The following is a 21,750-nucleotide window of genomic DNA, read 5'->3' as shown; positions in this document are numbered from 1 at the left end:
GTAGGATGCTTATTATTAGTGGTTTGGAACGTTTCTTTAAAAGAATGACACAATATTATAAACGTTTGGAAAGCCTTTTGTGAGTTGGTTTAATATTGATAGATGTTGGGGAAATACTAGAAGAGGAATTGCAGAAACTTCTATTGTTTTGTAGTGGAAAAATAAAAAACTACTATTATGGAAAAACAAAAAAACATGTCGCTTCGGCGGTTTCTTTTCATCTTGGTTACTTTGTTGACCGGTATTCCTCTTTCAGCGCAGACAATCAAAGTAAGTGGCCATGTGGTGGATGCTACAGGCGAACCTATGATTGGAGTCTCGGTAGTTCCTGAGAAAAATCCTACATCGGGAACTATTACGGATTTTGAGGGTAATTTTCAAGTTGATGTTGAAAAAAGTTCTACATTGAGATTCTCCTATATAGGATATGTAGACCAAGTGTTGAAGGTCATCGGAACTACAATGAAAGTAGTGATGCAGGAAGATACCAAACAACTGGATGAAGTGGTTGTAGTGGGTTACGGTGTGCAGAAAAAGGTGAACTTGACCGGTGCTGTAGGTAGTGTGGATGCTGAAGACCTGACAAAACGGGTATCTCCCAATGCGTCCTCTATGTTGCAAGGACGCGTGCCGGGATTGCAAATTGTACAGAACTCGGCCAATCCGGGTGCGGAGTCTGCGGCTATCCAGATTCGTGGTCAAGGTACTTTCTCTGGAGCGGGTAGCAATCCTTTGATTTTGATTGATGGGGTAGAAGGTGATATGGACAAGGTAAATCCTAACATGATTGAAAATATCACGGTACTGAAGGATGCTGCTTCTGCTTCAATTTATGGTTCGCGTGCAGCCAATGGCGTTATCTTGATTACTACCAAGAATGGTTCTGAAGGACGTTTGAATATAGATTACAGTTTTAATATGGCCTGGCAGTCGCCTACTACCATTCAGAAACGTATCATTAATTCAGCTGAATACATGACTTTGTTCAATAAAGCATTGGAACATACAGGTGGTGATATTGCTACTAAAGGTTATGAACAGGAATGGATTGATGCTTATAAGAATGCCGCTCCCAACGATCCTCAATATCCCAATCACGACTGGTATGGTGATGTAATCAAGACAGCTCCCATGCAACAGCATTTCTTGAGTGTGAATGGTGGCAAGAACGGAACGACTTATAATTTTGGCTTGGGATATCTGGATCAAGATGGTATGGTAATTCAAACTGGATACAAGCGTTATGATGCGCAAGTCAATTTGAAAACAAATCTGGGCGGACGGGTAACTTTTGGTACCAATATAAACTTCTCCAAATCCAATCGTCATTCTACCTCTTATACCAGTGGTGGCAATCAGATTGACAACAACGAAACGGAGGACTTGATTCTTTGCACCTTTACCCAAGGTCCGTATTATACTCCTTATTTGCCTGACGGGCGTTTCGCTTCCAGCGGTTATGCGGGTCGTGGTCACAACAAGGCTCCGTTGGCGGTGGCTTACAGTGGAGGTGGAAAGAAGTTTGATGAGAACTATGTACTGGGCAGCGCATTTGCAAAGGTAAAGATCTTGGAAGGTCTGGATGCTGAGGTGAAAGCTTCTGTCCGCTATAATCAGACACAGGCCAAATGCCTTACCGTTTCGGTTTCTGCCTATACATTTCACCCGAATGCTTTTGGTGATCATCAAGAAAGTGTGTACAATAGTGATGTCAATACATTGACTGTACGTCAAGAAACTGAAACGCAATATACACTATATGGAACATTGAATTATAAGAAGACTTTTGCCAAGAATCATAATCTGAATGTTATGTTGGGTTATAACCAGGAAAATTTCCGTTATGATAAATTGGGTGGATACAGGACAGGAGTTCCTACCAATGTACATTGGGAATTGGATGTGGCTCCTACAGCAGGGCAAACCAATGAGGGCAGCGCTTACGAATGGGCTATCCAGTCTTATTTCGGTCGTTTGAACTATGATTTCGCGGGTAAATATTTGTTTGAGGCCAGTTTCCGTTATGATGGTACCTCACGTCTGGCAAGCAACAAACGCTGGGGATTGTTCCCGTCGTTCTCTGGTGGTTGGCGTGCTTCAGAAGAAGGCTTTTTGAAAGAGGTGGAATGGCTTTCCAACTTGAAAGTGCGCGGCTCATGGGGACAGTTGGGTAATCAGAACATCGGTAATTATCCGTATCAGGATGCGTTGAGTGCCGTAAAATACAACTTTGGAGGAATTGTAACGCAGGGACTTACACAAAATGCGCTGACCAATATGGATATCATGTGGGAAACTACGACAGCTACTGACTTTGGCTTTGATTTCGGGATGTTCAATAATAAAATCTATGGTTCAGTAGATTATTACAAAAAGAGGACAGAGGATATCCTCCGCACTTTGCAGGTCCCTTCTCATATTGGTGTGACTGCTCCTACAGTGAATAGGGGTATTATGGAAAATACCGGTTGGGAATTTGTGCTGGGACACGAGAACCGCATCGGTGACTTTACTTATAGCATTTCCGCCAACTTGGAAACTTATAAGAATGAGCTGGTACAGTTCGGTGCCCGCGAAATCAACAACAACGGAACCATTCGCCAGGAAGGTCTTCCTTGGGATAGTTACTATATGTATGTGTTTGATGGTATTTATCAGAACCAGGCGGAGATTGATGCGCTGAAGCCATTGAGTAACTTGACCAAACCGGGCGATATGAAATACAAAGACATTAATGGTGACGGAAAGATTACTCCTGAGGACCGCGTTGTTGTAGGTGGCGCTTTCCCTAAGTTCAATTATGGATTTACGGTGAATGCGGCGTGGAAAGGATTCGATTTGTCTGTCTTCTTTCAGGGAGTGCAAGGAAAGAAAACTTACGTGAAAGAATGGGGTATTGCTCCTTTCCGTCAAGGCTCTGTTCCGGCTGTGTACTGGAGGGACGCTTGGAATGGAGAAGGAACTTCCAATACGATTCCTCATATTTTTAATGATAACTATGCGCCTAACACAGCCATCTCTACTTGGTGGCTGCAGGACGCTTCTTACTTGAGAATGAAGAATCTTCAGATTGGTTATACATTACCTAAGTCCTGGTTGGAGAAAGTTCGTTTCCAAAATGTGAGAGTGTATTTCTCAGGTGACAATTTATTGACATTCACCGACATGTTTCAAGGACTGGATCCGGAACGTACGGCAAAGAATTCACGAGGAGTTATCTATCCACAGGCGAAGGTGGTATCTTTCGGCTTAAAAGTAACCTTATAATATAAAGTATATACAGATGAAAAGACATATATTGATTAGCACAATTGCTATGGCATTGGCGGCCGGTTTCACTTCATGCGAAGATTTTTTGGACAAACAGCCATTGGACAAAGTTAGTACTTCCACTTTCTGGCAGACCACAAAAGATGCCGATAAGGCGTTGACTGCAGCTTATGCCAGTTTCCGTAACGGAACTTTCTCGGCAGTTCCTGCTGGAGGTCCCTGTACCGAACAAGAATGTTTGTCGGACAACGCTGTTACCCGTGGTGCTCATTCGGCTATTCAGCAGGGAGGTATTAATCCCTCTACCGGAGGTTTGTTGAATGATTTGTGGGATGACTCGTACAAAGGTATTGCCGCGGCCAATTATTTTCTGGACAATTTTGATAAGGTGAGGGATTTGTACTCGGAAGTCGATTTTAATAAATTGAAGGCGGAGGCACTTTTTATACGTACGTTTTATTATAATGAATTGGTGGTGCATTATGGTGCGGTACCTATGATGTTGCATAGTGCCAAGCTGGGAGATGGCTTTGAGAAGTTGCCCCGTTCACCACGTGCCGAGGTGATCAGCCAAATGTTGGATGATATTGATTTCGCCATCGAATGGTTGCCTAATGTGGCTTATACTGATGGTCATGCGGTGAAAGGTTCGGCTGTGGTCTTGAAATGCCGTATTTTGTTGAACGACCAACGATATGCTGATGCAGCCAAACTGGCAGGTGATTTTATTCACGATCCGGCCAATCCGTTTAAGTTGGCGGATGATTATGCGGGAATCTTTTTTGGTGGACAGATCAACAATCCGGAAATCATGTTTTCCATTCAGTTTACTGCTCCTGACGATTTCCATGCACTGGATCAGATGGTGGCTAGTCGTATGACAATCTTTCCCAGTTATAATCTGCGTGCCGCCTACGAGGAAGGTGACCCCCGTATCAAGATGACCATGTACGAAGCAGGCGATCCTTGGGTAAGTAATGACAAGACCGGAAAATTTGAGGATGACGGCAATCGTGCCGAGGGATTGGTGCCTTTTACGGGAATGGCATTTAAGAAATATGTGAATCCCACCATCATGGCACCCAAAGCTTCGACACTGAGTGACCAGCACATTGTGAAGATGCGTTATGCCGATTTGTTGTTGATGTATGCCGAAGCCATGTTCGAAAGCGGACAGGGCGGTGATCCGAAGGCATTGGCCGCTTTAAATGCCGTGCGGCAGCGTCCGGGTGTGAATATGCCTCCCAAAACAGAACTGACTCGTGAGAATATCCGCAATGAACGTCGGGTGGAGCTGGCGTACGAAGGAATTCGCTATTATGATATTATTCGATGGGATATTGCCAAGGATGTGATTCCTACCGTGCAATATGACGAAAGCGGAAAAATGCGTAAATTTGATGGCAACTTGTGGCCTGTTCCGCAGAAGCAGATGGATATCATGGGTGACATTTGGGAACAGAATGCTCCTTGGAATTAAGGAATAATAGTTCTTTTGCCGGATGGTAGTGATAAAGGCTTTTTTCTTTAATTCCCTCCGGCTTTTATATTAACCCTTTACATCCCTTTTATAGGTATATGTTCTATCTCCATGGCCTTTGGAGTTATTTCCGTAGGGCTTGGAGATAGAAAGTAATGGGTAGAAAAGCCTTAGTCAAATGGCATCTGGAAATTGGTAATGCGGATGGGTTTTGTAAAAAGGATTGTTTGATGGAAAATTAGGATAAAGAAGGTCCTTTATTGTGAAGCAGGCTGCACGATCAGAGAATGGGACAATAATGATATTATTAGGTGTGATAATAGAACTTTGTTTCTGCGGTAAATACTTACTTTGCCGATAAAATGATATGAATATTTTTATAATTAAAATTTAATAGTATGAATAAACTCGTGAAAGATGTTTTAGTGTCAGGCGCATTGGCTGTTGTGGGGCTTATGGGTTTGAATGCTTGCGAATCGGATGATGAAAAAGAAATTTATGACATGGTGGTGACTCCGGGAAGTTTTGACCAGTTGTCTCCGGCTGGTGCCGACTATACGGTTTCTGTTGATATGTTTAAAGGTGGAAAATGGGCGTATGATATCGCTTATGAAGGTACGGGCGTTACCGGATGGATTACAGAAAAGGCCAAGAGTCTCTATGATATTACTTTTACGGTAGCACCTAATAAAGGATTTGCCCGTAAGGCGATTGTAACCTTTAAAGATAAGGAAGGAAAGGCGGAAAGTATGCAGCTGACTGTCAGTCAGCAGGAAACCAATGTACATGACTTGACTGTCAGTTTGAAAGAAATAGAAGTATTTTATGATGGGGGAGAACAGACAGTACAGGTTACAGCTTCGGTCACAGTGGACTGGGAATGTACGGCTGTTGATAAAGACGGAAAGAAGTCAGACTGGATTACTGTAAAGAACAAGACGGCTGCCGGGGCAACGATAGCCTTTGCTGCCAATGAGGGAAAGCCGCGTCAGGCAACCTTGTTGTTTACAGATAAAAATAAAAAAGCGAAAGAAGTAAGGGTGCCGGTCGTTCAGGCACAGTATCGGACTCCGGAAGAACCGATTCCGGCAGGATATGTGCAGACTGGAAGCATGACTCCTGATAAAACATTATTGGGGAGTGAATGGAAAGTGGTGAATGATTACATGAAAAAGTATGGTTGGGAATATACCGAACATCCTAATCAACCGAAGAGTACCGATACAGGAGAAGATGTGGACGGTAAGCACATAGAAGTGGTTCAGGACTTGGTATTGGGGCAGCCGGTTTTCCGCTTCATGGTTCACAAAAACGAGCAGATGATTGACGGTGACCGTGGGGAAAAGAAGGACCGCCAGCGCAATGAGATGAAAACCCGTGTGGTGAGCAGCAACAAGGCGCAATACAAGGATGTGAATGGAAACTATGACGAGTGGCAAATCGTGGAATGGAAATTCAAGATTCCGGCAGGTTTCCAGCCTTCTACCTCCTTTACGCACATTTATCAGTTGAAAGGACATGATGGAAGTAATATCTCGGCGCCGATCATTACTCTTTCGCTGCGCTCTAATGCTGATGGAAGTAATCGTAGGGTACAGGTTATTCATAACGGTCGTAGCACTGCTACTCATCAAGGCACATTGGTGGATAATGTTCCGATGAGTGACTTTGAAGGAGAATGGGTACAGGCGCGTACGGAATCACATTTCTGCCGGGACGGTTATTATGGAATCAAGCTGACCCGTATCAGCGACGGCAAGGTGCTGATGGATTATACCAACGAGCATATTGATATGTGGCGTGACAAGGGGACAACCAATGTCCGCAGCAAGCATGGCATCTATCGCAATGTGGGCAAGAATCCTTTTGGCTCCAATGCCTTGCTGAAAGATGAAGAACTTTATCTGACAGACTTCAAGATATATGAAAAAAAATCAAATGACAACCCTCAGGCAGTGGATGACTGATGGGGAATTTTCTAAATTTGTTAAACATTAAAATACTAAAATTATGAAACAGAAGAATTGTTCTTGGGAATGGTGGCGATTGTTCTTTTGCTGCTGTTTTCTGCTCCTTTGGGATATAGGTGTATATGCCCAGCAGACTTCTCAACTCAAAGGACAAGTGATTGATGCGGCGAACAATGAACCGTTGATTGGTGTGTCTATTCAGGAAAAAGGTACAACCAACGGCGTGGTGACGGACATGGACGGAAACTTTGTCATCACGGTTTCGCCTAAGGCTACGTTGGTTTTTTCGTATATCGGCTATGAAACTTTAGAACGGAAAGCTTCCGAATGCCATGGAGTCATTAAATTGAAAGAAGACAGCCAGACCTTGCAGGAAGTGGTCGTGGTAGGATATGGAATGCAGAAGAAAGTAAATCTTTCCGGATCAGTGTCGGCTATCGAAGGAGACAAGATCGCTGCCAAGCCTTCTACAGATGTGCTCTCTGCCTTACAGGGAGAGTTGCCTGGAGTAACGGTGCTGCGTAGTGGCGGACAGCCGGGTAGCGAGACTTCCGGTATGCGTATCCGTGGCTTCTCGTCGGTCAACAGCACTTCGACTTTGGTTTTGATTGACGGCGTGGAGGGAGATCTTACCTTGGTGAATCCCAATGATATTGCTTCTATCTCCGTATTGAAAGATGCAGCTTCCTGTGCCATTTATGGTGCACGTGCTGCTGCCGGTGTTGTATTGGTGACGACGAAGGCGGGAACGGAAGGGAAACCAAAAATTTCATATAACGGAAGCTTTACTTTCCATACACCGGGCAATATGCCCGAGCGTCTTCCCGCATGGGAGGAACAGGCCTTTATAGACCAGAGCCGTCTGAACTATGACGGAAAGAGGGAATGGTCGGAAGAAAAGGCTTCTTGGGTAGGCAACCCGAATTTTAATACCCGACCGTTGAGCAACGGACGTTGGGATTACTTTGATGCCATCAACTGGGTGGAAGAAGGTACCAGAGACTTTACCACACAGCAGACTCATTCGTTGTCGGTGAGTGGCGGAAACAAGACAACTAATTATATGTTCTCGGCCAATTATTATACAAAAAACGGTTTGTTGAAGTATGGTCCTGACAGTAATGAACGTTATAACCTTCATGCCAAGGTGAAGACTGAGTTCAACAAATATTTTGAATTTTCGTTGAATGCGCAATATCAGAGCAGGAATATCGAAGCTCCTTCATACGGTGCGGGAGGTATTTTCAACTCGCTCTTTACCACACGCGGACGCCAGTCGGTATTCGTACCCGAGGGGGATGAAAGCGGCAGTATCTATAATGGAGACCTGCAGGGAAATCCTATTGACATCATGAAGAATGGAGGTATCAGAGAGAGAAAGCTGGAAAACTACATTGGGAAAGCGACATTGGGCATCAAAGATGTAGTGAAGAATCTACGTATTGATTTAAGTGCATCCCGTCGTGCCGGTTACTATGCCGAAGTGATGGAGAAGCATCATCTGGAATGGAGAACCCGTGACGGAAAGACGATCCGTAATCAGGTGAACAATCCGGACGAGCTCTACAAATGCAGATATTCCAATTACCATGATTTGTTGGAGGCTACAGCGAATTATACGTTTGATCTGAATGGAAAGCATAACTTCAGTCTGCTTGCCGGAAGTACTTATGAGAATTATCGTCAGGACCAGATTGATGCTACGGCTAAATCGCTGAACTCGGATGATTTCTTCTCTTTCAACGGTTATGACTCTTCGATTGCGACCAATACCGAACTTTCTGACAAGATTGATCCGTGGTCTATGATGTCTTATTTCGGTCGTATCAATTATAATTATCGTGAACGTTATTTGTTTGAGGCCAATATTCGCTATGACGGAAGTTCCCGTCTGGCACCCGGCAAACGCTGGAAAGCATTTCCTTCTGTGTCGGCCGCTTGGCGTGTCAATGAGGAGAAATGGTTCAAGGCTGATTTCATCAGCCAGCTGAAATTACGTGCGTCATGGGGTGAATTGGGAAATGGTGCGGTATTGGGTTTGTATGACTATATGCCGCTCATCAAGAGAGAGGACTATATGGGTGAAGGGGCCTATTTCCAAGAAGAACTGGCTTCTACTGATAAGACATGGGAAGTTGTTTCTACCACCAACATCGGTATGGATTTTGGATTGTTCAACAATCGTTTGTCCGGTAGTTTTGAATATTATTGGAAAGTGAACGACAACATGTTGGCCAGTCCGCAGGTTCCTCATCAGATCGGTATCAAGGTACCCAACCTGAATATTGGAAAACTGAAGACATGGGGATGGGACTTGAATGTGACTTGGAAGGACAGAATCAAGGATTTCAATTATCAGATCGGTTTCAATATTTCAGACAGCAAGAACGAACTGGTGGAATACAATGGAGTTAGTGTGGTGAAGGCAGGTATTGTGCAGCACCTTCAAGGATATGAACTGAACACTATTTGGGGGTATAAGACGGACGGTTACTGGAGCAGCCGTGAGGAATATTTGCAGTATAAGAAAGATAATCCGGGGTACAAGTCGTTTAATGACGGAAAAGTAAGTGGCGGTGATATAAGATATGTGTCACAGGGCAAGGCCGACCACGAGATTGGTGTAGGCAGTGGCACGTTGAGCGATACCGGAGACTTGGTTTACTTGGGCAACACAGACCCTCGTTATCTGTATGGATTGAACTTGTCTGCACAATGGCGTGGTTTCGACATCTCTGTTATGTTCCAAGGTGTGGGCAAGCGTAAAGCGATGGTTCAGTTTGGTGCCATTGCTCCACTTTCGGGTACGGGGAGTATGCCGTGGACCATTCATCGTGATTACTGGACGGAAGATAACCAGGATGCTTACTGGCCTCGTCTGTGTAACTATGCCAACAATGATTTCAATTTCAAAACTTCGGATAAGTGGATACAGAATGCCGCCTATATCCGTTTGAAGAATGTCACAGTGGGGTATACATTGCCTATACCGAAAAAATATGTGGAACGCGTGAGAGTGTATGTGACCGGTGAGGATATTTGGGAGCACACCAAGATGCTGTCTGTATTCGATCCTGAGCAGGACAATGGCAAGGATGGTATCAACCGGAGTTTCTATCCGTTCTTCCGCAGTTGGACTGTCGGACTTAATGTTTCATTCTAAAATAACTGATTGATCATGAAAAAAATAGTTTCATTTTTTATAACCGCCACATTGATGGTGTCGGGCTGTACGCTGGACAGGGAACCTGAAACCACGCTGGCGGACAATAACTTCTGGAAGTCGGAAACCGACCTCCGGGGAGCTTGTAATAAGATGTATAAGGATTTGCCGGGTTTTGTGAACGATTTCCGTTCGGATGAATTGAGAGACAAGAGCCAGAATGGAATTTCCAGTGGAAACCGTAGTGTTTCCGGTACTTCCGGTGACTGGACGGATCCTTATAACCGTATCGGGGTTTGCAATAACATTATTATAAAATCGGAAAACGCGCAGGTGGAGACGGGGCGCAGAAATCGCTGGGTGGCTGAGGCTTATTTCTTCCGTGCTTATAATTATTTTGAGTTGGTGAAGAAGTATGGCGATGTTCCTTTGATTCTGAAAGTGTTCAACAGCACGTCGGATGCCGATGTGGTTCGTGCTCGTGATTCTAGGGAAACGGTTATCCAGCAGTGTTATGATGATTTGGAGTTTGCTTTGGAATGGTTGCCCGATATTGATGATTCCGAGTTGAAGAATGATTGGGGCAGAGTGTCGAAGTCGGCTGCATTGGGCTTGCTGGTCCGTATCGGCTTATATGAGGGTACTCATAAGAAATATCACCATACACCGGATGGCAATTATGTGGATCATTTAGATAAAGGGATAGCAGCGGCCCGGCAGTTGATGAACAGTGGCAAGCATGATCTTTATCCGGATTTCAATAAACTGTTCTTGCACGATGGAGAAGGACGTCAAAACAAGGAAAATCTGTTTGTCAAGATTTACGGACCGGCAGGTACTATCAACCATAAGCATTCCCGTCAGTTGGAAAGCAGCATTACACTGACCCGGAATATGGTGGACAATTTTTTGTACACTGATGGATTGCCTCGTGAAAAATCACCTCTACGGATACATCCCGAAAGTTCGTATGCCGATATGTTGAAGAATCGCGATCCACGTTTGGCTATGACTGTATTTACTCCAGGTGAAGAAGCTTATAAAGGAAGTTATGTACCTTTTGTGACCACCAATCAGAACCATGCTTTTGGTTATGCTATCAAGAAGGGATACATCGGTTCTGAATACTCCAGCGATGGAACGAATGACAAGATGATTATCCGTTATGCCGAAGTCTTGATTTCGTATGCCGAATTGCTTTATGAGAAGAATGGAAGCATTACGGACGATCAATTGGACGCTACTATTAATAAGGTAAGAGAAAGAGCCGGTTTCAATGTTAGATTGACCAATGCCTTTGTCGCTGCAAACGGTTTGGACATGCTTGATGAAATCCGTCGCGAACGTATGGTGGAATTTATAGACGAAAATCTGCACTATGATGATATCATCCGTTGGAAAACAGCTGAAGAAGTTTTGCCGAAGGCTATTCTGGGATTGATTTATTGTTCTGATGAAACAACGGCGAACTACAATGAACTGAAGAATAACCTGACTGCTGAGGATGGAACTTATAAAGGGGTGAAAGTGTATGACCAAGGTTTTATTTATGTGTTGGAAGAAGCTGAATCGCGTAGCTTTGATCCTGAACGTGATTATTTGTATCCGGTTCCGACACATGAAATCAGTACGTCTGGTGGAAATATAACACAAAATCCGAAATGGGGTAATTAATTTTAAAAAGGGAAATGATGAAAAGAAATATCTTAATCTTGTTAGTGATGGTTTGTGTATCTTCTTTGTTCACAAGCTGTAGTGATGATGAGTGGGGTAACAATAATCCGGAAATGGAACATATTTACTATTATGGATTGGGAAATGTGAAGTTTCCGGGTGGTAATGAATTGGTTTATAATGTCAATCAAGGAGAAACATTGGCTGTCCCCACTTATTTTTGGAGCGTGTTTACACGTCCTTATAGTCCGGTAGTGGCTTATTACACTTCTTCGGCAGAGGGGTTGGAATGCGGTAAGGATTACCAAGTGGTAGACGCTCAAGGGAATGTGTTGGCACCTGATACCAACGAAGGAGGTTATAGCATGGTGTGGAAGAACGCTGTGAAGGGCAGTCAGAATGTATACATCAAGGCATTGCCTGGAAAAAAAGGGCGTATTCGCGTGCTGACTTTTGATCCGGCTAAGAAAATGGATGTGACAGATGTGGAAAGTACAGTCATTGTACGTACGAATGAGTACGAAGTACGTGCGTTCAGTGAGAATTATTATGTGACAGTGAACATCAAATAGCCTTTAATGTAACAGCCTGTTTAAATTTTCTTCAAAAAGAATGTTCAAAAGAATGCTGAACAAAATCCTAACAGGCTAAGTTTTATTCTTTAGTTGAACTTTTCGCCCCCTCTCAGAGTTTTGCAAAAGTGCTGCCACTGCTACCACCCTTACTGCTGAAACCACTATGAACAGGGCGTTCAGCAGGGTGGTGGCAGCACTTTTTTTTATGTAGTAAAAAGTGTTGTTGCCACCACTTTTCCCAGTTCTTTCTGGAGGTGTGATGCTTTCCGGCTGTCTTTCTGGAACTGTTGGCAGCACTTATTGATACGCATGATCTGCTTCGTTCATCTGTATGAATGCGTACACGGACAAGGAGTTTCAACCGGTTACGTAGGGTTGAAACTTTAGTTCCATCAGGCTGAAACTTCAGTTCCACCGGGATGAAACTGTGGTTTTGTCGGGATGCAACCGTAGTTCTGGTGTAGTTTAACGCTTTAGGTTGACTACTCCTTCATCTTACTTGTAAGGATGGTTGACGGAGTTAATACTTAGTTATAATATGAGTTGACTCTTTCAAGCGGATCGCAAGCAGATTTCTGTCAGGCTGTAGTCAGTGTCTTGTCCATCGGTGGATTCCGTTCTATCGGTTCGGGTTCCGAGGTTTATTGGGGGGAGAATGCCAAGTGACGGTTTCTCCTCCTTTTTTATTTTGATACAGAACATAAAGAGAATGGAATATTTTTGGCAGTTCATGATCATGAACTCTTTTATCTTTGTGGTCAAACGAGTATAAATTTAAAAGACAGATCACATGAAAAAACACTATTTACTGAATTGGGTATGGGGCATGCTTTTATGGAGCACGGTAAATGTATCAGCGCAAAATGCCGCATTAAAAAATTTCCCTGAAGGTTCACAACCGCAAGAAGTGGGAGACAGAATTGTGAACAAGTTCCTGAAAACTCCACATACGCGATTTGGAAACCCACGTGCGGAAAAAGCACCTGATTACATAACTTATCCTGATGCATGTACATGGCTGGGTGCTTTGTGGTATGCAAAAGCGACCGATAACAAGCTGATGACAGCAGGACTGGTGAAACGCTTTGAACCGCTTTTTTCTACAGAGAAACACATGTTGCCACGTATGGTTCATGTGGACTATAATGTGGTGGGAGCAGTCCCTTTGGAAATTTATATTCAAAAGCAAGGAGGACAGGAATACTATGATTTGGGTATGAAATATGCTGATACCCAGTGGCAGGTGCCGGCTGACGCGAAACCGGAACAAAGGGCTTATGCCGACAAAGGTTATTCTTGGCAGACTCGCATCTGGATAGATGATATGTTTATGATTACAACCATTCAGTCGCAGGCTTATCGGGTGACGGGTGACCGTAAGTATATTGACCGTGCTGCCAATGAGATGGTGATGTACCTGAAAGAGATACAACGTCCGAACGGATTGTTTTATCATTCTCCCGAAGCCCCTTTCTTTTGGGCGAGAGGCAATGGATGGATGGCGGCGGGCATGGCTGAACTGCTTTCTGCCTTACCGGAGGACAACCCGAATCGTCCGGCTATCATGAAGGCTTATAAGACGATGATGAAGACGTTGAAAAAGTATCAGGGAAAAGAAGGATTGTGGCATCAGTTGATTGATGAAAGGGAGGCGTGGAATGAAACGTCGGGTACAGCAATGTTTACATACGCCATGATTGTCGGAGTAAAAAAAGGATGGCTGGATGAAAAAGAATATGCGCTTGTCGCGCGCAAAGGATGGTTGGGACTGGTGTCTTATATCAATGCGGATGATGAGGTGGAGGACGTATGTGAGGGAACGAATATCAAGAATGATAAGAATCATTATATGAATCGTAAACGTATTACAGGTGATTTGCATGCACATGCACCGTTATTATGGTGTGCTACGGAACTGGTTACTGTAAACTGATTCCGGATTTTATCATAAAATAATATTTTATAAATAGAATTGTACAGAGCTTGGAATTTTTAAAGAAAACATTTTATCTTTGTGTCGCATAACCTTTATTTGATAGTGTACAATGAAAACCACAAAGATGCTAAAAAGACTGCTTTGTATAATTCTATTGTTACAAATTGCAGGATGGACGGAGGTACAGTCCGCTCCGGTTGCCAATACATATTATTTTTCTAATTTAAGCCTGAAGGACGGGCTTTCCCAACTTTCCGTATTGAAAATTTATCAGGACTCGAAAGGGTATATGTGGTTTGGTACGCGGAACGGACTGAACAAATATGATGGAAACCGTATGGTGGTATATAAACATTTGGACAGTGATTCATTGAGTTTGGTGGACAACCACATCACGGCGATAGTAGAGGATAGAAAGAATTGTTTATGGGTGGGAACGTCACGCGGGCTGAACCGGCTGGATTTAAAAACAGACCGGATCACTCCTTATGCAGGGAAGAACTTTTCGTTGTTGGATTCGGGAGTGCGTTCTCTTTTTATCGATTCAAATGACCGTTTATGGGTTGGTACCTCCAAAGGATTGTATTTGTTTGTGCATGAGGCGGACACTTTTCAATCTGTCGATTTGGACGGGAAAATAAAGGGAGAATTTATTTCTGTCATTACGGAAACTTCAGATCATCAGTTGTTGATTGGTACGGAACATAAGGGATTGTACGTATGTGATTTAAATTTGAAATTAATCAGTCATTATGCCAAGACTGAGGGAAATGCTTCTTTGCCCGATAATAATATTTCTGATATTCATGAAGATTCCCGTAAGCAGTTATGGGTGTCTACCAATTATGGAGGAGTGTCAAAGGTCGATTTGTCCACTGGGACATCTGTTCATTATACAACGGCTAACAGTAAACTTACTACAGATAATATCCGTTGTTTGGCTGAGGCGGCCGGAACTTTGTTTATCGGAACCTTCGACGGGCTTTATACCATTGACTTGACAGACAATCAACTGAAAGGATGTTCCAATGCTGCTTTGGAAAAGGGGACGTTAAGCCATTTTTCCATTTATTCCATTTGTGTGGACAATAGTGGAAATGTATGGGTTGGTACTTATTCGGGAGGAGTTAATTATTTCAGCAAGTATAATAACCGTTTTGTCTTTCATGAGCCGACAAACGCTCTCAATATGCTGATGGGGGTCTATGGCGCTATGGCTTGCCAGCCTCCTCATTGTCTATATATAGCAACTGAAGGAGGAGGTTTGTTGGATTATCATCTGGAATCGAATACTTATCAATATTATTTATATGATACGTCTTCGTCACAGCAGTATAGTCGTAATATTATTAAGTCGGTCATGCAAGAGAAGGATTATATTTGGTGCGGGACGACGCAAGGAAGTATCTATCGGTTTGATACTCGTAGCAAACGTTTTTCATTGTACTATGCTTTTCCTTTGCATCAGTCTACATCTGTTTATTCTATTTTGCGTACACAGGATAATAATTTGTGGCTGGCCACTTCTAAGCCGGAGGTGGGATTGGTGAAACTGACTGAAGACAGAAAGATGCAGAATCGTTTTGAGTTGGCCGATTCCGGGCGTATATGGACACCGGGTAGTTCGCGTTGCCTGCTGGAATTGGAAAAAGGGGTATTGTTGGTCGGTTCGCGTAATAATGGATTGTACAAGTATGACGAGAACAAGCGTGAATGTACTGTGTTCAGTAAGAATGGGAAGGGCGCTAACCATTTGCCTGCCGATTATGTGACTTCGCTTGTCCGTACAAAGTCAGGACAGATTTGGGTGGGCACGTTTGGCGGAGGCCTCAGTCTGTTTGATCAAGAAAAAGGAATCGTGAAGTATATAACGAAAAAGGAAGGGTTGCTGGATGATGAAGTTTGTATGGTTGTGGAAGATCGTAACGGGGATTTATGGATGAGTACCAATAGTTGTATATCCAGATATAATCCGAAAACGGATGAGGTATATAATTATTATATGGATAACGGAATTGGTGCACAGGAATTCAGTCCACATAGCGGAATGCTGCTGCCTGACGGAAATATCTGTTTTAGTGCTAATAATGGTTTTATAACTTTTGATCCTGCAAACCTGCAAATCAATTCATTCTTACCTCCATTGGTCTTGACTACACTGGCGGTGAACAATAGGGTTGTGAATCCGACTGGGGAGGGCATCTTGCAAATGGTACTGGACGATACGGAGAAAATAGAGTTGAATTATAATCAGAATAATATAACGATCGGTTATTGCGCCTTGAACTATGTGTGTTCTGACTTGAATCAATATGCCTATCGGCTGAAAGGATATGATAAAGACTGGAATTATGTAGGCAACCGTAAAGAAGCATACTATACCAATTTGGGACCTGGGAAATATGTGTTCGAGGTGAAAGCCTCCAACAATGACGGTATTTGGAATGATAAGATACGTACACTTTCTATTATTGTCCATCCTCCTTACTGGATGACTTGGTATGCTTATTTGTTTTATGCCTTTTCTTTTTTCGGTATCTGTTTCCTGGTGATGTATTATATCATCAAGAAGAAGAATCTGGAACAGGCTTTGGTTTACGAGCACTTGAAACAACAGCAGGCCGAGGAGTTCCATCAGACCAAGATGCGCATGTTCACCAACTTCTCGCATGAGCTGCGTACCCCGCTGACCCTCATCATTTCCCCCTTACAGGAACTGCTGCGACGGAATGAATTTAATACAGGGATCAGAAACAAGCTCGATTTGATATACAACAACTCACAGCGTTTGTTGCTGTTGGTGAACCAGTTGATGGACCTGCGCAAGAATCAGGCAGGAAAGATGCAGTTGAAGATAGCCAAAGACGATATCTGTTCCTTTGTCATGGAGATTTACTGCGCGTTCAACCAGATAGCCTCCGGCAAGGAGATCCGCTTTCGGTATGAGGGTGGTGAGGTGGGCATTGTTGCCTGGTTTGACAAGTCCCTGTTCGAGAAGGTTGTGTTCAACCTGCTTTCCAACGCGTTCAAATACACGCAGGCGGGAGGCGAAATAGTTTTGTCTGTTGCCAAACTGAAGCTGAAAGATGTCCCTGCCGGACAACGGAAAGAACTGGAAAGTCTGTCGGAGGATACGGAGCTGGTTCATCTTTTCGTAAGCGACACGGGCAAGGGTATTCCCGAGGAGGAGATGAAGAACATCTTCGCCCCGTTCTATCAGATCGAGGACAGGAAGGCGAAGGATGTGGCGGGCACCGGTATCGGACTGAGTTTGACACAGTCCATCGTCCGGTTGCATCATGGCACCATCCGGGTGGAGAATAATGCGCGGGGTGGTGCCACCTTCCATGTGCTTTTTCCCATAGACCGCCGTGTGTACACCGAAGAGGAGATAGACCGGGAGGCTGCGGATAGGGTGGTCATGGATGTCATCCCTTCGACCACCGCTCCCGAGGTTTTCGGTCTGGAGAAGAAATACACCGTATTGCTGGTGGAGGACAATGAGGAGGTGCGCAGTTATGTAAGGGAGTGTCTGGACCCCCATTTCTTTGTGCTGGAGGCGGATAATGGAGAAACGGCTTTCGAGATCGTTTTGGACAAATATCCCGACATTGTGGTGAGCGACATCATGATGCCCCGCAAGGACGGGCTTGAACTTTGTACGCTGATAAAGGAGGATCTGAGGACAGGCCACATCCCTGTCATTCTGATGACCGCCCGTTCCATGGTGATGCACATTAAAGAAGGCTTCTCGGCGGGAGCTGACGACTACATTGTGAAGCCGTTCAACATGGATGTGCTGATTTATCGCATTCGGAATATTCTGGCATCACGCGAAAAGCTGAGGAGTCTCTACGGGAAGAAGTTCTCTCCGGAGGCCATCGGAGTGGAGATTGTTTCCGGAACCGACAGATTCACGCAGAAGTTCTTTGAAGTGATAGAGAGGAATATCGCCAATCCGGAGTTGAATATTGATTTGATATGTCGTGAAGTGGGGCTGAGCCGTACCAATCTTTACCGTAAACTGAAGGCCATAACCGAACTGTCACCGGTGGAACTCATCCGTAACAAACGTCTGGAAGTGGCGGCCAGACTATTGTTGGAGTCTGATTATTCTGTATCGGAGATTTCAACTTGTGTTGGTTTCAACAGCCATGCCTATTTTACTCAATGTTTCAAGTCTGTGTATGGATGTTCGCCTACCGAATTTTTGATGGAACATAAGAAAGAATAGGGTGTTGATTGATTTTGCTAACTATTGATACATTATTTAAAGCCGGTTTAGGGGGAGAGGTTTACCTTAGCACAGGCTTTAAAATAAATGTATAATGAAAAAAATAACAATTGTAACACTGATGTGTTTGGTTGTTGCGCAAGCTATTGCGCAATTGCCGGGGCGAGTGCCCGGAAAGTGGTCGCAGGGGATAGCCCAGACTGTAATGACACGTTATCCTTCTGCATTGAATATTCCTTTTAAGCCTTGGTGCTATCCGCAAGGCTATTTCCTGATGGGATTGGAAAAACTTTGGCGTACTACCGGAGAAAGACAATATTATAACTATATCATGAATTGGGCAAACCAGGTGGTACGTCCGGATGGTAGTTTGGTTTATTTCAAGGGACGTAGTATGGACGATATGATGGCAGGTTCTGTTATTGTATGGGCTTATCAGCAGACCAAGGAGGAAAAGTTCAGAAAAGCTGCCGAAACTATCCGTAAAAGTTATGATGATTATCCTCGGACAACGGATGGCGTTTTTTGGCATGGCAGAGGCACAGTGGGCCAGATATGGGTAGATGGTGTTTTTATGGGACAAATGTTTCTGACTAAATATGGAAAGTATGTTGGTGATGCTTCTTATTGTTTCGATGAGGCGGCAAAGCAACTGATTGGTATGCATACGCATCTGAAAAAAGGAGAAACAGGATTGCTTTATCATGGCTGGGACGAAGATAAGGATGCTCGTTGGGCAGACCGTAACACAGGCATGGCTCCTGAAGTCTGGAGTGAGGGGCTGGGATGGTATGCTCTGATATTGGTAGAAACACTGGACATTTTTCCGAAATCTCATCCGCAATACAATGAATTGGTCAAGATTACCTGTGAACTGATGGCAGGGCTGAAACATTGTCAGGATCAAACAACCGGATTATGGTATCAGGTAGTCGATAAAGGAATGGAATCGGGAAACTGGCATGAGACATCTGGAAGCGGTATGTTTACGTATGCCATTCAACGTGCCATAGAACTAGGACTCATAGCTGAAACTTCTTATAAAGATACGGTCTTGAAAGGTTATTACGGCTTGTTGTCGAAAGCGAAAATCAGTTTGAACGATGGATTGATTGATTTGTATGATGCCAACAATGGATTAGGCATTCAAAAAGATTATGAAATGTATGTTACTCGTCCTCGTAAAATGAACGGTCAGGAAGTCATTTCTTCTTTTTTATGGGGAACATGGATTGTGGAACAATATTACTCCTCGTTGAAACCGTTGGCAGAGGTACAGCCTTGCCCGGCTTTTGCTTGTACGGATTATTCTCAAGGTAAGGTTTTCCTGATTGAAAATGATCAGATTGTATGGGAACATGACGCGCCTGATTCTAATGATATATGGGTCTTGAAGAATGGAAATATTCTTTTTACTATCGGGCATGGAGTGTTGGAAATGACCAGAGATCAAGATACGGTGTTCCAGTATAAGAGTGATAGTTATATCTTTGCCTGTCAGCGGCTGAAGAATGGAAATACGTTCATTGGTGAGTGCAACAGGGGTAGAATGCTGGAAGTGGACTCGAAAGGAAGGGTTGTCAAGGAGGTTTGTATTTTACCTCCGGGTGTGAAAGACGGAAAGAAATCTTTTATCAGAAATGCGCGCAGACTGGATAATGGTCATTATTTGGTGGCTCATTATGGAGGAAAGAAAGTGGTGGAGTATGATGAAAACGGAAAAAATATTTGGGAGGTATCTATATCCGGTGGTGCGCATTCTGTCATTCGTTTGCCCGATGGAAATACCGTGGTGGCTGTAGCCGATGCGGATAAGAATCCTCGGATTGTGGAGTTCAATCCGCGAAAGGAAATTGTATGGGAATTATCTAATAAAGATTTTCCGGATACGCGGCCGTTCAAATTTTTGTCGGGCATGCAGTACATTCCTGAGAAAGGGCTTTTGTTTACCAATTGGCAAGGGCATGGGGTGAAGGAGAAAGTGCCTCACATGTTTTTAGTCAATAGGGAAAAAAAGATTCTTTGTACATGGGGGCATCGCACAGAGATTCAGACACTGTCCTCTGTTTTTGTGGTCGATTGTGCGCTGGAAGGTGCTCTGCATTGATAGTTGGGAAAATAATAAAAGGATTTGAAATAAATCTATAATGAGTTTGGGCGCAAATGACGTACTTTTGTCCTATGACGATAACAAATATTTAATATAGAAAATCTATGAAAATACAGACAGGAATTTTTTCATTGTTGCTTTTATGCAGTTCGTGTGGAGTGAGGAATACGGCATCGACAGATGTTGTGAAAGATAATTTTGACTTTGCCTCCCAACAGTTGAAATATGCTTTTACGGAAATTGACAGTGTGAAAAGCGGTTTCACGGACGAGCAAAAAGAACGTCATTTGTTTGCTCCGCGTAATATACAGCCGGATGGATCCTTGCGTCTGGTGGCTTCGCGTGATTGGTGTAGTGGTTTTTTTCCAGGAGAGCTTTGGTATATGTATGAATATACCAAAGACAATTACTGGAAGCAGAAAGCAGAAGAATTTACAGCACCGGTAGAACGTGAAAAAACGAATGCGGGTACTCATGATATGGGCTTTAAGGTTTATTGTAGTTTCGGAAACGGATACAGGCTGACAGGTAATAAGGAATACAAGGAAATTATGCTTCAGTCGGCTGCTACTTTGATTACGCGTTATAAGGAAAATGTGGGATGTATTCGTTCGTGGGATCATAATCGGGATAAATGGCAGTGCCCGGTCATTATTGACAATATGATGAATTTGGAATTGCTATATTGGGCATTCAAGGAATCGGGTGATTCTATTTATTATAACATTGCGGTGAATCATGCGCGTACGACGATGAGAAATCATTTCAGAGAAGATTACAGTTCTTATCATGTAGTTGATTATGATACAATAACTGGTGCGGTGTTGCATAAGCATACTCATCAGGGATATGCACATGAGTCGGCTTGGTCTAGAGGGCAGGCTTGGGGGCTTTATGGGTACACAATGTGTTATCGTGAAACTCGTCTGCCCGAATTCTTGAAGCAAGCCGAGAGGATAGCCGGTTTCATCTTTTCCAGCAAGACGCTTCCCGAGGATTTGATACCTTATTGGGATTATAATGCTCCTCAAATTCCTGATGAACCTCGGGATGTCTCTGCTGCCGCCGTGACAGCTTGCGCTTTGTACGAATTGTCCACGTATGTTTCGGATATGTCCATGCAATACAAAGTATGGGCCGATGCTATTTTGGAAAATCTTACGAAGGGGTATCGTGCACGTTTGCGGGGAGATCGTGGCTTTTTATTGCTTCACAGTGTAGGATCGGGCAATCATAATTCAGAAATGGATGTGCCTATCATCTATGCCGATTATTATTTCTTGGAGGCATTGTTGAAGAAGGCTAAATTGGAAGCGACAGGTAGTGCGGTATTGTAAA

General features: G+C 43.7%; 10 protein-coding genes. All 10 read left to right on the top strand.

Translation table 11 applies throughout. The annotated features are described in order from the left end of the window. Nucleotides 1-177: 177 nt before the first annotated feature. The 10 genes from ACYQ0C_RS19180 (at nucleotide 178) to ACYQ0C_RS19135 (ending at nucleotide 21,749) form a co-directional block, all read left to right on the top strand. Complete coding sequence (locus ACYQ0C_RS19180) at nucleotides 178-3,267, top strand: SusC/RagA family TonB-linked outer membrane protein (RefSeq protein WP_016277409.1); 3,090 nt, start codon at nucleotides 178-180, stop codon at nucleotides 3,265-3,267. A 16-nt stretch (nucleotides 3,268-3,283) separates the two neighbouring features. Next, a complete protein-coding gene (locus tag ACYQ0C_RS19175) occupies nucleotides 3,284-4,750 on the top strand; it encodes a RagB/SusD family nutrient uptake outer membrane protein (protein WP_016277410.1) in 1,467 nt (488 codons plus the stop codon). Between the two features lie 398 nt (nucleotides 4,751-5,148). Further along, complete coding sequence (locus tag ACYQ0C_RS19170) at nucleotides 5,149-6,717, top strand: BACON domain-containing protein (RefSeq protein ID WP_016277411.1); 1,569 nt, start codon at nucleotides 5,149-5,151, stop codon at nucleotides 6,715-6,717. A gap of 43 nt (nucleotides 6,718-6,760) precedes the next feature. Further along, on the top strand, nucleotides 6,761-9,883 hold the full coding sequence (locus tag ACYQ0C_RS19165) for a SusC/RagA family TonB-linked outer membrane protein (protein WP_016277412.1): 3,123 nt from the start codon (nucleotides 6,761-6,763) through the stop codon (nucleotides 9,881-9,883). Nucleotides 9,884-9,898: 15 nt separating this feature from the next. After that, the gene (locus ACYQ0C_RS19160) at nucleotides 9,899-11,557 is read left to right on the top strand and encodes a RagB/SusD family nutrient uptake outer membrane protein (protein WP_016277413.1); all 1,659 of its coding nucleotides are present in this window, start codon (nucleotides 9,899-9,901) and stop codon (nucleotides 11,555-11,557) included. A 14-nt stretch (nucleotides 11,558-11,571) separates the two neighbouring features. Then, entirely contained in the window at nucleotides 11,572-12,129 is a 558-nt protein-coding gene (locus tag ACYQ0C_RS19155) for a hypothetical protein (RefSeq protein ID WP_016277414.1), read from the top strand. A 793-nt stretch (nucleotides 12,130-12,922) separates the two neighbouring features. Beyond that, a complete protein-coding gene (locus ACYQ0C_RS19150; RefSeq protein ID WP_135950460.1) occupies nucleotides 12,923-14,065 on the top strand; it encodes a glycoside hydrolase family 88/105 protein in 1,143 nt (380 codons plus the stop codon). A gap of 127 nt (nucleotides 14,066-14,192) precedes the next feature. Then, nucleotides 14,193-18,302, top strand: coding sequence for a hybrid sensor histidine kinase/response regulator transcription factor (locus ACYQ0C_RS19145; protein WP_016277416.1), 4,110 nt, complete (start codon nucleotides 14,193-14,195; stop codon nucleotides 18,300-18,302). A gap of 94 nt (nucleotides 18,303-18,396) precedes the next feature. Next, a complete protein-coding gene (locus ACYQ0C_RS19140) occupies nucleotides 18,397-20,409 on the top strand; it encodes a glycoside hydrolase family 88 protein (RefSeq protein WP_025076979.1) in 2,013 nt (670 codons plus the stop codon). A 107-nt stretch (nucleotides 20,410-20,516) separates the two neighbouring features. Continuing rightward, nucleotides 20,517-21,749: a glycoside hydrolase family protein gene (locus ACYQ0C_RS19135; RefSeq protein ID WP_016277418.1), complete on the top strand. Its 1,233-nt coding sequence runs from the start codon at nucleotides 20,517-20,519 to the stop codon at nucleotides 21,747-21,749. The last annotated feature ends 1 nt before the right edge of the window (nucleotide 21,750 follow it).

Source organism: Phocaeicola sartorii JCM 17136 = DSM 21941 (assembly GCF_054653615.1).
Note: the sequence above shows the minus strand (reverse complement) of the source record. Positions and strands in the feature narration are given on the sequence as shown.

Bases quoted from the DNA above. Each gene is read 5' to 3' on its own strand.
- ACYQ0C_RS19180 (WP_016277409.1), top strand. From the start codon at position 178: ATGGAAAAACAAAAAAACATGTCGCTTCGGCGGTTTCTTTTCATCTTG.
- ACYQ0C_RS19175 (WP_016277410.1), top strand. From the start codon at position 3,284: ATGAAAAGACATATATTGATTAGCACAATTGCTATGGCATTGGCGGCC.
- ACYQ0C_RS19170 (WP_016277411.1), top strand. From the start codon at position 5,149: ATGAATAAACTCGTGAAAGATGTTTTAGTGTCAGGCGCATTGGCTGTT.
- ACYQ0C_RS19165 (WP_016277412.1), top strand. From the start codon at position 6,761: ATGAAACAGAAGAATTGTTCTTGGGAATGGTGGCGATTGTTCTTTTGC.
- ACYQ0C_RS19160 (WP_016277413.1), top strand. From the start codon at position 9,899: ATGAAAAAAATAGTTTCATTTTTTATAACCGCCACATTGATGGTGTCG.
- ACYQ0C_RS19155 (WP_016277414.1), top strand. From the start codon at position 11,572: ATGATGAAAAGAAATATCTTAATCTTGTTAGTGATGGTTTGTGTATCT.
- ACYQ0C_RS19150 (WP_135950460.1), top strand. From the start codon at position 12,923: ATGAAAAAACACTATTTACTGAATTGGGTATGGGGCATGCTTTTATGG.
- ACYQ0C_RS19145 (WP_016277416.1), top strand. From the start codon at position 14,193: ATGCTAAAAAGACTGCTTTGTATAATTCTATTGTTACAAATTGCAGGA.
- ACYQ0C_RS19140 (WP_025076979.1), top strand. From the start codon at position 18,397: ATGAAAAAAATAACAATTGTAACACTGATGTGTTTGGTTGTTGCGCAA.
- ACYQ0C_RS19135 (WP_016277418.1), top strand. From the start codon at position 20,517: ATGAAAATACAGACAGGAATTTTTTCATTGTTGCTTTTATGCAGTTCG.